At 51.5% G+C, this 12560-nt stretch carries 11 protein-coding genes; 7 read left to right on the top strand and 4 right to left on the bottom strand.

Annotated features, from left to right (window positions below):
* Window positions 1–43 precede the first annotated feature (43 nt).
* The 4 genes from JAO82_RS12675 to JAO82_RS12660 form a co-directional block, all read right to left on the bottom strand.
* Window positions 44–997, bottom strand: coding sequence for a TniB family NTP-binding protein (locus tag JAO82_RS12675; RefSeq protein ID WP_198686758.1), 954 nt, complete (start codon window positions 995–997; stop codon window positions 44–46).
* A 3-nt stretch (window positions 998–1000) separates the two neighbouring features.
* On the bottom strand, window positions 1001–1690 hold the full coding sequence (locus tag JAO82_RS12670) for a Mu transposase C-terminal domain-containing protein (protein WP_198686757.1): 690 nt from the start codon (window positions 1688–1690) through the stop codon (window positions 1001–1003).
* Window positions 1691–1809: 119 nt separating this feature from the next.
* Complete coding sequence (locus JAO82_RS12665; protein ID WP_198686756.1) at window positions 1810–2928, bottom strand: hypothetical protein; 1119 nt, start codon at window positions 2926–2928, stop codon at window positions 1810–1812.
* Window positions 2921–3646: a hypothetical protein gene (locus JAO82_RS12660; RefSeq protein ID WP_198686755.1), complete on the bottom strand. Its 726-nt coding sequence runs from the start codon at window positions 3644–3646 to the stop codon at window positions 2921–2923. Before JAO82_RS12660 ends, JAO82_RS12665 begins: the two co-directional genes overlap by 8 nt.
* 77 nt (window positions 3647–3723) lie before the next feature.
* On the opposite strand from JAO82_RS12660, the gene JAO82_RS12655 reads away from it, so the two are divergent.
* From JAO82_RS12655 to JAO82_RS14430, 7 genes are all read left to right on the top strand, one after another.
* Window positions 3724–4545: a hypothetical protein gene (locus JAO82_RS12655; RefSeq protein ID WP_198686754.1), complete on the top strand. Its 822-nt coding sequence runs from the start codon at window positions 3724–3726 to the stop codon at window positions 4543–4545.
* 229 nt (window positions 4546–4774) lie between these two features.
* Entirely contained in the window at window positions 4775–5686 is a 912-nt protein-coding gene (locus tag JAO82_RS12650; protein ID WP_198686753.1) for a GIY-YIG nuclease family protein, read from the top strand.
* Window positions 5687–5997: 311 nt separating this feature from the next.
* Window positions 5998–7698: an AAA family ATPase gene (locus JAO82_RS12645; protein WP_198686752.1), complete on the top strand. Its 1701-nt coding sequence runs from the start codon at window positions 5998–6000 to the stop codon at window positions 7696–7698.
* Window positions 7699–7700: 2 nt separating this feature from the next.
* A complete protein-coding gene (locus tag JAO82_RS12640) occupies window positions 7701–8519 on the top strand; it encodes an HNH endonuclease (RefSeq protein WP_198686751.1) in 819 nt (272 codons plus the stop codon).
* Window positions 8520–8832: 313 nt separating this feature from the next.
* Window positions 8833–10023 (top strand): ABC-three component system protein, encoded by a 1191-nt coding sequence (locus tag JAO82_RS12635; RefSeq protein ID WP_198686750.1) that lies wholly within the window; start codon window positions 8833–8835, stop codon window positions 10021–10023.
* A complete protein-coding gene (locus tag JAO82_RS12630; RefSeq protein ID WP_198686749.1) occupies window positions 10016–10519 on the top strand; it encodes a three component ABC system middle component in 504 nt (167 codons plus the stop codon). Before JAO82_RS12635 ends, JAO82_RS12630 begins: the two co-directional genes overlap by 8 nt.
* Entirely contained in the window at window positions 10516–12450 is a 1935-nt protein-coding gene (locus tag JAO82_RS14430) for a DUF3732 domain-containing protein (RefSeq protein ID WP_198686748.1), read from the top strand. The genes JAO82_RS12630 and JAO82_RS14430 overlap by 4 nt, the downstream gene beginning before the upstream one ends.
* Window positions 12451–12560 lie beyond the last annotated feature (110 nt).

Genomic DNA, 12560 nt, shown 5'->3' with positions numbered 1-12560 from the left:
GATGATTTCAATCTCAGACATAAGCATGTGCTTAAGGCTATCCTTAAGCCTCCTTGGTCAGGCCAAGGTGTCCGGTCGAAACGGGGGCCAGTTCATCGGCCATCACAGCTGCGAAGGACCGCAGGAGATCAACCTCGTCCGGCTCCTCATTATCGAAGAACAGACTCGCAGGGATACCAGACTGCTGCATGGAGCATGAAGCGCGACGAAAGTTTTCGGATGTGAGGCGCGGCTTTGATGAAGCCTGCAGGACGCTCAGCTTCATCAGGCGCATCATCATCGGCACACGTCCACCCGATGCGCCGTAGAGCCGACGAACCAGATCCTCGAAATTCATCTCGATCTCAATACCGGATGATTGCAGGCTATGCAGGACCGCATCGACGGCGCCGACAAATGCATCCCTCTCCTCGTCGCTTTGCCAGTCATATGGCATAAATAAGATGGTACCAGCGGCACGGTCACGCAGCTGCTCATTTTGGTCAATGATCTGCTGGAAGCGTGGCAGCCCCGACAAGACAAGGCTGACACCGGTTTCATCCACGACGGTCTTGAGATGGTCTGCTGCCGCTCTTGCGCTAAGGTTCGACCCTCGCTCTGCCATGTGGTTGCACTCATCAAGAGCAATGACGCGAATGCCAAACTGTTCGATTGCTCGGAACAAGCGATCCCGAATGGCAGAAGTGCTGTCGCCCGATCTCGACTTCAATCCAACCGCCCTCAGCATCGTCGCATAAATCTCGCGGGCGTTGATCTGCGCCGGAAGGCTTGCTTGGACGAAAGCCTTCATGGGCACGAGTGACGCTGCTGGTCCTGCCTTCTCGGCCAGTTGACGCGTAACCGCAGTCTTGCCGGTGCGCGTTGGCCCGAGAAGCGGGATTATGCAGCCATTTCGGGGGTCCTTTTCTTCCAGAAGGTCAGCGACTGCGCTGTATGCGTCTTCGAAGGCTTGGTGCCGGACAAGCTGCGACAGAAGGGGGAGGGAATTCTTGGCCATGTGCTACTCCATTTGTTCCAGTTCAGGCAGCCGGGTTCCCCGCCGAACTGCCAACTTCCGAGTAGGTTGGTTCGCCGTCTGCACATCGGAAATGTGAGAACGCGGGGTTTGATTGGTGCGGTCCAAGATTTCACGTCGCCGTTGCCGCTCTCGCTCCTCGCTGCGCGCTCTCTTGAGTGATGACGCGCGCTTTGCCGGCTTGCGCGATTCCGCTAATATTTGGGCTTCAGCTGCCATCTGGGCAGCGAGAGACCGGGCCTTGCGATCTTTGGCCTTCGCCTCGTCAGAAGCCCTTCTGAGATTCTTGGCTTCTTCGAAACTGACCGCCAGGAAACCTTCCGCTTTGGCCGCGACGGAAAAGTGCTTGCCGGTATCTGGATCAAGGACCGCGATTTCTCTGGCATCCGCCGGGTCATACCTGACCTCTACAGACGCCGTAGTCCCAATACGGCTGATAAGATCGCGCAGCTGATCAGAGTGAAAATGGACGCCGCAAACTTCGACACCATACCGATGCAGCCTGCGCACCGTTTTCTCAACCATGAAGATCGACCGGATATCGGCAGGAGCCGGAGGGAGCAGCATTTCTGCCTCGAGCCGACGCCAACTATCGGAGGGCGATTCTGCTTGCCGCAAGGGGGAGTGGAGGATCCGCCGAATTTTCAGCGCGTAGACGTCGTAGATCCACTTCATGATCGCGGTTCTCAACTCAGCTAAGGTGAGCGCTGCTTCAGACATGCCCTTATCGATCCGCGTAAGATTGCGGAGCTCTTCTGAAGAGGTTGAGCCTGGCAAAGTTTCAAGAAACCGGCTTAGCTCCCGGAAAAACCGTTCAATATGTGGCTTCTTTTCGGGACAGCCGGGGATGTTTTTGCAAACTCCATTCCGGTATTGCGAACGACTGCCGTGAGTGTTGAGCCGCTGTTTTCACTGCCCTGATCAGTGACTATGACCTTTAGAGTGCCGGTGGTTTCGAGCCGGTTCGATATACCGTGCTCTTCAAAGAAATCCGGTCCTCTTGGGGTCATCACGTCCTTAATGACGCCAACAACCAAAGTTTCATTTGGATTTTCCAGCGATATGCGCAACCCCACTGGGAACCCCGTTGCGACATCAACAGCGGCGCAAATGGTCGGGCGCCCGACCAACTCACCCGTCGCTCCAACGCAGAAAGTATTGGCCACTGTGCAATCAATTTCGACGACGTCTAACGGAGCTTCGACACGATGAAAAAACTGAGCCTGAAGACGGAGCTTCTTGCTCATCGAGGAATCATGTCGCGCCGAAATAAGGTCATCGACCCTCAGCGACTGAAGGACCGTCTCCAAGCACCTCTTGCCCGATGGGCCAGGTTCCACCCCTTGTGATTTGCAGCGTTCAAGATAATCTTCTTCCACTTGGGGAACGATTGCTCCGATGCTCATTCGGTCATTCTTGAGAAAATTCTCTTCCAAGACGTCCCAGGCCGTTTCCTCGTAAAGGGCGTCAAATCGAGCGCCGCGATTGCCGCGGTTTTCAAACTTTGGAATGAGCGCGTCCTTTCCCCCTTTCGCGATCTTCTGCCGCCAGTTCTGAAGGGTGCGGAGGCTGCATTTCGCGGGAACGTAACGGCTATATTGAGGGTCCGATCTAAGCTCTTCAACGAGGATCGCATGGCTCGCGGCAGCCGTGTTCCCTGCCCGGCGCAGGGTATCGTCACGCTGGATGGCGTGAAGAATCACTGCTTGGTAGATACGAGCATGCTCGTCAGGAATTCGGTTGGCCTGCGACGGATCTCCTGGCTTCTCCGCTCGACCCTCGCTGATTAATTGACGATAAACATTACTGGCAACTTTAATGGTCTTGCCGTCAGAGTCTCTGAGAAGAACCGTATTTGAGCTTCGGGCGACGAACTCGAGGCAACCCTCATCATCGCGTATCTGATCAAGCATCTAAAATCTCCATCTCGTCAAACGGCAGGTGCATTAGGTGTCTGGGCACCTCCTCGCTCCAGACCACGCGCGTACCCCCTGAGAGGCGCGATCCCATCAAATCGCACACCAGCCTCCCTTGCGCGATCAGCGACAGGATTGAATGATGGGTCAGCTCATCTTCGAGAAGCATCCTAATTTGAACCGGTTGGCGGCTCGCGCAGGCGATGCGCTCACGGTCTGCATCGGCCAGCGATGCATTGAGAAGTGGGCTCAGCAATCTCATATTCTGCACGAATACTTCCGGCAAATACGTCTCATCGACAATGATCAGCCGATAGCCGAAACGGCGCAGGACGCTGGGCAGTTCGAGCGTCTTGGGTCTCATTTTGATCAGCGCGGAATGCTTGAACTCGACGAAGGCTTTCTTGTTCGTGAAATGTGCTTCGAAGTCGGGAGTATAGATATTTCGCCGCCGCGCGGGCGCTGCGCACTCTTTGTCCATCGCTTCCCTCGACGCATAGATGCGCCCAGTATCGAGATCGAAAGTGACGGGCTGGGGGCGAAGCAAAACGACCCGCGGATCCAACCCCATAACGATGGCACCGCTCGCCTCAAGCCGGCTTTCGCACTGGATCACACCCGGACATTTGTTCGGGCTGACGAAGTGGGCTTTTTTTATCAGCCCCCTCTTATGTACTCGGCGCGCTACCGGTGCCGCTTTAGGATCAACTCGCATTTCTCAACCCCGACTCAGTTAGTACTACTATCATATTTAACCCTCATTTTCACGAGAATTTCTGTTATCTGTCTGTCATGAGCACCAAATCGTCCCTTAAACGGATCGCCTCAGAGCCCAACTGGATCGCCTTTGCCAAGGCGCTTCGGGGTGCCATGCGGTCCCCGGAGCAACATGGCTTTGAGAGCGTCGACAGGCTTCTTGACGCCGTCGCCCGCCTTCGCGGGGTGGAAGTCGCAACCCTACGCAACCCTCTCGCAGCGGAACTTTGGCTTGCACGGAACGCGCCGGAACAAACCTTCTCAGAAAAAGACGAAATTTCGATGACGGGCGTCTTGCTACTCGCTCAGATATCGAGTCTTTCCAGCACCTTAGCGAGCGACCTCGCGCCAAAATTTTTTTCTGGGGAAGTGTCTCGGTCGCAGCTGCGAGCCGCACTGGAGACCGCCAAAAAAGAGGCCGGAGGATTGGGAGGAGTGGCCCACGAAAGATTTCGCAAAGCAATGGCCTTCGAGAATTTTGTCTTTTCTTATTTAAGCGAAAATCTCGATGCGCTTGGATTTGGCGCGGCTGCAAAGATTGAGCGTTGTCCGCGTAAAGCCAGCTTCCCCTGCGACTTCATCGTATCCGTCGACGGCCATCCCACCATGGCCATTGAAGTCAAAGGGCACCGCCAGAAGCACCACAGACGCTATCTGCTGCAGGTCCTCGGCATGCTTTCACTTCTAACACGCAAATATCCAGGTGCCCTGCTGATTGCGCCGAGCAGCTGGGACGACTCGATGAAGACACTCTCAGAATGGCGAGACGAGTTCAGAATGGACAATTTGCATCTTGCGACTATCGATGATCAAATCTCACCGGACAGTGCGATATTACATTTTTTCAATAAAGTTTAGCTGACCGGACCAGAATTGTTCGTTCCGGGCCGCCTGGAATACACCCCATGGGAGGGTACATTTACAAAAGCTTTAGAAAGCAGTGAATATCCCCTATAAAAATCTTGGGATCATAACCCCTCATCCACGTTGAATTAATGCACTGACACCGCCCCAGCTCTCTACTGGTACGGGGCAAGGCGTCGTGCGCAGCGGCGTCGAAATCCAAGTATTACCGAAAGGCCTGTAAATGATTAAGAAGGGTCGCTCCATCGAGCTGTTCTTTGTGAACGGAACTCCCGATGGCATGGTTACGGCAACAATTCCGTTTCAATGGTCGGGCCATGTTCTCGTTACTCGTCGCACGCAGCTGAAAGAAGCGATTTCGCGTGAGGAAGCCAAGCGACCCGGCGTCTATCTGTTGATCGGGGACAAAGACGGCGAAGCATCTCTATATGTCGGCGAAACCGATGAGTTGAAAAATCGCCTCACTCAGCACGCCTCAAGTAAGGACTGGTGGGATACTGCGATCCTGATCACATCCAACGGCGAACCGTTAAACAAGGCGCATGTGCGTTACTTGGAGCATAGAATGTTTTCGGATGCCAAGTGGATCAACAAGATCGCACTGAGCTATGGGCAGGCGCCGTCGGGCAGCCCGCTAAGCGAGGCCGCTCGCGCGCATATGGATGATTTTCTGGAAAACATTTATCTGGTTCTGCCGGCCTTGAGGTTCGACCTTTTCACCGCACAGGTTAAAGATGACAGCCCTTCCGCTCCGGACCAGACGTCCTCCAGCGCGGTGTATTTCACGTTTGACGTCCCCAAGCATGGAATAAAGTCGCGGGCACGATGGGAAGACGGCAAGTTCATTGTGGAAGCCGGCTCAATGGCACGAGCCACATGGGCCAGTTCCGCTCAACATCCGACCTATAAGCCACTTTTTGAAGAGTTGGTGGATCAGGGTATTCTCGTGCCTCAAGGCCCTCACCGGATCTTCGCGAAGAGCTACGTTTTTAACAGTACAAGCGCCGCAGCCGCCGTGATATCGGGCCGTCCCTCTTCAGGTCCAAAAAGTTGGATCCTCGAGCATACCGGTCAGACTTACGGCGACTGGGAAGCCGACCAATTAGAAGCCCTCGAACAGGAGGGACAATTATGAGTACGGTTTCTTTGGTTAGGGCCTCTGCAGATACGGCGAAAGCAGCGGCAAACTGGGCATAAGCAGAGCTGGCCTTTGCTTTTCGGCCAGTTTTCCGCCTGCAGCATATATTTCGTGTCTGACGGCGGCGTTCAGCCCATACCTTACGCCCGCTTTCCCGCCCTCTCCTACGCGCTCAATAAGGTGTTGATATGCTCGCACAGATCATGGACAACTAACCCACAAGTTATTTATAGATTTTAAGAGCTTCAGTGCTCTCAAGGGATTCCCTATGAGGCTTAACGCACCCACTTTTAAACCAGAGAAAAAAAATGGCTGAAAAAATCCCTGCTGAGGGCGACCAGCCTGTGTTCATCGCTAAAAGCAAAGCTATTGCTTTAGCGCAGATATTTAAGAAGCCAACGATGGCTATTGTTCCTGATAGCAACGACTGGAACGATTATGGTCGAGGGTATTTCGCAAAGCTCTATTTACTCGAAGGAAATTCTAAATTACTTGAGGCCCACATACGTATTATGTTCGAAGGGCATGAGCGTAGTGAATACGCCCTAAAGCAGCTCATCGAAAAATTTGGACAGATTTTCTCAATCAATAAGGTAGAGACACCATTCGTCTCGTTGCTTCCAGAAGAGGAGCTGTATGGTAAGGTAATAGGTTTACTTGGTTTTAATAACGGAATTTCTGCCCTACGCAAGCTCCATGATGCGGTAGTTCTACGACTTGAAGATGAAAATCACCCTTTGACTAATCTCACCTATAGCGAAGAGTTTGCTATAGGTATCATGCGTTATGGCGGAGCTTTTTCAGCAATTCGAAGAGGAGCCAGACATTTCACTCCTTTCTCTCGCCCCCCGGTTGAGGACAGCGCCCAAAAGCTCAGTTTTGTCACGAAACTACCGAATTCCACAAATAAAATTGAAGTTTGCTTGGATTTTGGAAAAAAACTGATATTTCGAGATCGAATCGCAGTTTTGGTAGGTCAAAATGGTACTGGAAAGACTCAATTTTTAAAGTCACTCATAGATGGCCTGATCTCAGAGTATAGTGATGATACTACAGAATTCGCGCCGCACTTTTTATCGCCCGCAAACATTCACCGGACCTTGGTTTTTTCATCAGTTCCAACGGACCCCTATCCCCGCAGCTTGGGGGCTTGGAAGGGTATTGACTATGATTACTTCCCTCTAAATTCGTCGCGCCACGATACCTCCAGCACGCTTCTCGAAGCGTTGGTTGCTCTGTGCTTTGAAAATGATCGTGTTCAGTTTGCAGGAGGCATGGAAATTAAGAGATTGGCAATTTTTGTGGAAATGCTTGAAAAACTGGACTTAGATCGCCTTTATATTCCGCTACGTCAGCGTTCCGACGATGACGACCTCCCTAATGTCAAGGTCGTTAACGGCGATAGTTACATATGGATTAATCAAGACTTTAACGAGCTCAATTCTCTAAGAGCCTACCAGCAAATTGATTGGGCCAAAGCTCCAATAGTGCTGGACGATAATTTGCTTCCTCGGGATTTAAGCAGCGGAGAACTTGCAATGCTCCGCTTCGCCGCGCAATCAATCGCAGCAATTGAAACCGGAAGCCTGCTACTGCTCGATGAACCCGAAACACACTTACATCCAAAATTTATTTCGGACCTGATGGAGATTCTTTATTCGCTTCTTATAGCTACTAAATCCATCGCTATTATAGCTACCCACTCGGCATACATCGTGCGTGAAGTTTCACGTGACAACGTAAGAGTCTTGAGTTCCGAGGACAAAATTACTTCATTTGATAGCCCAAGGATGCAAACATTCGGTGCAAGTATCGATACGATCTCCCAATTTGCCTTTGGTGACACAAACGAGAGGCATCATTTTCAGCGAGTTCTTGTCGATTGGGCACGTTCAGTTGAGCCGGAAATTGGGTTGGAGGGTATCATTGAGAAATTTGGAGAACATCTTAATTCAGAGAGCTTGTCACTCATAGCCCGGTCCATTGAGGAAAAAGACAAGGAACTTTGAAAATGAAGTATCTTGCGCGTCCAAATCCTTTGGAGAAAGATGTAAGTGTGATTGTTGCAGCCTGCATAAAATACTCTTGGGCTGAGCACCTTTCCCATTGGAAAACAACATATTCGAAGTATGATCGTCATTCTGGTAATCCTTGGTCTATACTGCCGACCAAGCTCCCTAAAGTTATTTTAGAGCGACAGCATGATCTCTATGATGCGCGTAAATCTGGCGGCCCAATCAAGCGAATACGCAACACCAAAAATCTACTAAGCTGCCCTGTTTGTGGGTCTGGAACTACTGGCCATGTAGATCATTACCTTCCTCGTAAGGTTTATCCAGAATTTTCGATTATGAGTGCGAATTTGGTGCCCGCGTGCCCTCACTGCAATTCGAGCGTTAAAGGGAGCTTGATCAAAGGAAGTGAGCCAGAACGTTTCATTCATCCATATTTTGATACTTGGGCCGACAAATCACTATGGAGCATTAAGTTTATCGCTCCCTTGGAGGCCGTTAGATTTGAACCTACACCAAATGGTAATCTGGAAAATCAATATAGAAAAATTGTCCGATTTCATCTCAACAATGTTCTGGGCGATCAGTTTCACTTATCAATGGAAAGGAAATGGTCTACACTTCCATCGCTGCTAAACTTAGAAATCAAGTCAACTAAAAGTGGCCTAAATTCTACTCGTCGAGCACTGAAGCATGAGCTGAAGCGAGCTAAGGTATCGACAGGAAAGAATAGCTGGGAAACTGCCTTCTTTCGAGGATTTTTGAATGACGAGGTAGCTACTAAATTTATACACGAACTGAGGCAAAAAACCTTATAAGATTTTGCACGCTATAACTTGTAGACGAAAAGTAACCGCTACGTGCACACTGCCGATATTCGTGCCAAGAGTATTTCTTGCGATAGGCTTTGAATGACTGCCTCGGGAATGCGGCGCCGCAACCCTTATCGGGGAGCGATTTAATGCATGGGCCGATCACGGCGGCTCTACAGGTAGGGCCGGAAGCCGTCCTTCACCGCAACGCAAGGAACTTGAAAAATTGACAAAATGACGCCTACAACTTTTTTATATGAGAGGTTTGCTAAATTAGGGTAAAGCTGTAGTGTTTGTGTTAACATTTGAGGAACAGTGTTTGGTACAAGAAGACAAGTTTAACGCATCTGCCTCCATGGCTGGATATCTGTTTCAGTGCCGTCTTGCCCTTTTGCGTGGCTTGCAGCTTTTGAAAAAGAAACCAAATGGGCGAATTTCAATTGAGAAATTTGACGATATCGCATTCGAGAGCGATGATATCGTCGATTGTCTTATGCAAGCCAAGCACCATTCCGCACCAAAGTCTTTAAGCGACTCCAGCGTCGATCTTTGGAAAACACTTCGTATTTGGATCGATCAATTAGAACGGGGTTTTTTGTCGGCATCGGACCTGCGCTTCAATTTGATTACAACAGCCATGGCACAACCTGGTAGTGCAATGGAACTACTGCGCCCAGGAGCGACCGAAGCGGATGTCAGGGAAGCCGTGAGCCTGCTCAAAAAAGCTGCGACAGATTCGACGAACAAGAGCTCTGAAGTAGGTCGCTCGTCTTTTTTGACGCTAAGCGACGCTGAGGCGGAAACCCTGCTCCAGCGTGTCGATGTGTTGGACCGGCATCCCAACCTGATCGACGTGATGGATGAGATTGAAGGTGAGTTGGTTCTGTTGTCTCCGACCCACGTCTCCACGATTGCGTCCTATCTCGAAGGCTGGTGGCTTGGAGTTGTCGGAAAATGCTTGGTGACCGAGGGCAGTGCTGCTGTGCCGGTCCAAAACATCATCGTGAAAGCGAGCGAAATCGGCAACATGTTCAAGGGCGATGGACTGCCCATTGATGACCCGGCATCGCTTAGCGCCAAGAAATACTCGGCTGACGACGAAGCCGCACTTTTCGTGAAGCAGATGCGCGCCATTCAACTTAACGAGCGGGCGATCCATCGTGGTGTTCAAGACTTCTTTCGGGCGGCAGCTCAACGATCGAAATGGGCGCGTGAAAACCTTCTGCTCGACGGTGAAGCGTCGAAGTATGACGCCGATCTACGTGACCGCTTCGAACGCAAATACGATTCAGAGATCGAGACCGTCGCCTCTGGCGACGAGGGTAGCGAGGCAAAATTTGGGCGGCAGATGTGCAGCTGGGCGTCGCAACAGGAAGTCCAATTTCGAAATGTTGTCGAGACGTGGATCACGGCCGGTTCGTTTCATGGTCTTGCTGATCGCCTGGAGCTTGGATGGCACCCAAAATATCTTCTGCTTCTTTCAACAGAGAAAGAAGTAGAAGATGCTTGAGGTCTGGGAGCGACGGACACCGGAAGAAGCCAATCTCTTCAATCCTGCATTTCTTGCGTCGCTGCTACACGAGTTTGCCAAGGAGTATTCGAAGCAATCGGGCAGAGGCGCTCCTTTGACCTTCTTCGGGCCCAGCTTGGCCGCCGTCCTGCACGGACCAACTCGCTCCAGGTTGCCTTACTCTACAGTGACCTCACTCTATGAATGGCTCCAGGACAACGAAGACCTCTTGATCGGCTTTGCAAGGCGGGTTCAAGGTATCAGCCCGTATTACAAGGAGGCACTGCGGTTCGCGTTGCAGAGAGAGACACTTTCTTTAGCCGAAGGCCACGCGATCCAACTGGGAGCAAACAAGGGTCATTTTCCCGCGAATTTCATACGGGACACGACCCCAGAGACCAGAGACATTATTGAACGAAATAGATTTTTTGCACGATGGTTTGCCAAGTCCGGCTCTGAAGCCACTATCGTTGCCGCTTGGGGGTTACGTCCGTGAGTTTCACAATCAAATCCTTGGTGCTTTACAGTCATGATGGTGACCAACGTGTCGTCCCGTTTCGCGCCCATGGTCTCAACATTATTACTGGTAAATCGAAAACTGGTAAGTCCGCTATCATCGATATTGTCGACTATTGTTTGGGCCGTGGCAGCTTCAATATTGCCGAGGGATTTATTCGCAAACGCGTGGCTTGGTTCGGTCTACACCTCACTAAGGATGGCGATGAGGTCTTCGTTGCGAGAGACAATCCGGGGCCAGGAGCCACTACTGGTTCCAAGGTCTTTATTCAGCGGGGCGTGACAGACGAGTATCCATCCGCAGATAACATAGCCAAGAATATCACGGCAGGAAGCCTGAAGACCTTTATCACGCAATATGCGGCGATCTCTGAAAACGAGCATCGGCCTGAGAGTGGAACGCGAGATCCACTGCATGCCAATATCTCGCACGCGCTGTTCCTTTGCTTCCAAAAGCAAGGTACGATTGCGAGCCAGGACCAATTGTTCCATCGGATGAACGAAGACTTCCTACCTCAATCGATGAAAGACACGCTACCGTATTTCCTGGGTGCCGTGGGTGAAAGCCATTTCCAACTCTTGGCAGAGTTCGACATTTTGCGGAAACGTCTGCGCCTGTTGGAGGCAACCGAAGCAAAGCGGCTGCAGACGATTGAGTTGAGCCGCGGCAGGGTCTTACGCATCATCAATGACGGGAAACGGGTCGGTCTCATTCCGTCAGATTACCAGGCCGTCGACGATACGGTCTTTGACTACCTGAAGCGTATTGAAGGCGCGCAAGTCGAGGGGCATGACATTATCCCTGATTTTGGCGAAACCATTGAAATGCTCAGTGGCGAGCAGAGAACGCTGCAGAGGCGTCTGTCAGAACTCAATCAGGATCTTCGTGCGGCGAAGGCGTTTTTGTCTGATCAGACCGAATTCTCGAAGGAAGCCAACGAACAGCAGGCCCGTCTGCAATCGATTGGGCTCTATAAGAAAGATGATGGCGACAAGTCGGTATGCCCGATTTGCGACTCCAAACTGGCAACACCCGTCCCAGCAGTATCCGAACTAAAGACCTCCTTGGAAAGGGTGCAATCCCAGCTGGCAGCGGTTTATAAAGAGAGTCCGCATTTGCAAGCTCACATCGTTGAGATTGAGCAGCAGATTGTTGCAGCAACTGAGAGTCTGAAAACCGTCCAAGCGGAGCTGCGCAACGCGATGTCAGAAGATCAAAATGCAAGGGCAAGCCAGAACCAGCTGATTGCGCGTGCGCGATTCTTGGGCAAGCTTTCGGACTTCGTTGAGATCACGGGTCCGCATGAGGGTACAGGAGATCTTGATGAGGAATTGGCCGAGGTCCGAAAACTCGTGGCAGCCGTTCAAGCCAGGCTGAATGCCGAAGAGACGTCATCCCGGCTCGAAACCATTCTGAACTTGATCGGTCGAAAAATGACCGACTACTCCACGAAGCTCGATCTCGAGCATAGTGGAAGCTCTCTGCGGTTGGATTTGAAAAAGCTTACGGTCGTCGCTGATACTGAGGGCGGGCCGATCCCCTTGCAGAGAATGGGAAGTGGTGAGAACTGGGTCGGATATCATGTTTTGGCACTTCTGGGCATCCACTGGTGGCTGCGCAAGAAACATCGTCCAGTCCCCGGGTTTCTGATCTTGGACCAGCCAACGCAGGCCTACTATCCACCTGACGTGGTTGAAGGCGATCTTGAGAGAATTGGACGGGACTCGGATAGACGCGCTGTGCAGAGCCTCTTTCAGTTGATGAGCGAAGCCTGTGGGGAGATTGCCCCCGACTTTCAGTTGATAGTGCTTGATCATGCGCATTTACGGAACGATTGGTTCGAAGATGCGATCGTTGAGGAATGGCGCGGTGAAAATGCATTGGTGCCACGAAACTGGCGCGCCCTATAGGCAAGTGCACTTGTATGGCGAGCTCATATTCAGAGCGAAAAGAGGAAGTTCTGGATGCGATCAGTTCGGGCCGCTATACTGGCGAAAGAGCGTCCGCGAATATCGCTTTA

Source organism: Pontibaca salina, assembly GCF_016307205.1.
In the GTDB taxonomy this organism is placed as follows: domain Bacteria; phylum Pseudomonadota; class Alphaproteobacteria; order Rhodobacterales; family Rhodobacteraceae; genus Pontibaca; species Pontibaca salina.
The sequence above is the reverse complement of the archived record's forward strand: the minus strand, read 5'-3'. Positions and strand labels throughout refer to the sequence as shown.

Bases quoted from the DNA above. Each gene is read 5' to 3' on its own strand.
- JAO82_RS12675 (WP_198686758.1), bottom strand. From the start codon at position 997: ATGGCCAAGAATTCCCTCCCCCTTCTGTCGCAGCTTGTCCGGCACCAA.
- JAO82_RS12670 (WP_198686757.1), bottom strand. From the start codon at position 1,690: ATGAAGTGGATCTACGACGTCTACGCGCTGAAAATTCGGCGGATCCTC.
- JAO82_RS12665 (WP_198686756.1), bottom strand. From the start codon at position 2,928: ATGCTTGATCAGATACGCGATGATGAGGGTTGCCTCGAGTTCGTCGCC.
- JAO82_RS12660 (WP_198686755.1), bottom strand. From the start codon at position 3,646: ATGCGAGTTGATCCTAAAGCGGCACCGGTAGCGCGCCGAGTACATAAG.
- JAO82_RS12655 (WP_198686754.1), top strand. From the start codon at position 3,724: ATGAGCACCAAATCGTCCCTTAAACGGATCGCCTCAGAGCCCAACTGG.
- JAO82_RS12650 (WP_198686753.1), top strand. From the start codon at position 4,775: ATGATTAAGAAGGGTCGCTCCATCGAGCTGTTCTTTGTGAACGGAACT.
- JAO82_RS12645 (WP_198686752.1), top strand. From the start codon at position 5,998: ATGGCTGAAAAAATCCCTGCTGAGGGCGACCAGCCTGTGTTCATCGCT.
- JAO82_RS12640 (WP_198686751.1), top strand. From the start codon at position 7,701: ATGAAGTATCTTGCGCGTCCAAATCCTTTGGAGAAAGATGTAAGTGTG.
- JAO82_RS12630 (WP_198686749.1), top strand. From the start codon at position 10,016: ATGCTTGAGGTCTGGGAGCGACGGACACCGGAAGAAGCCAATCTCTTC.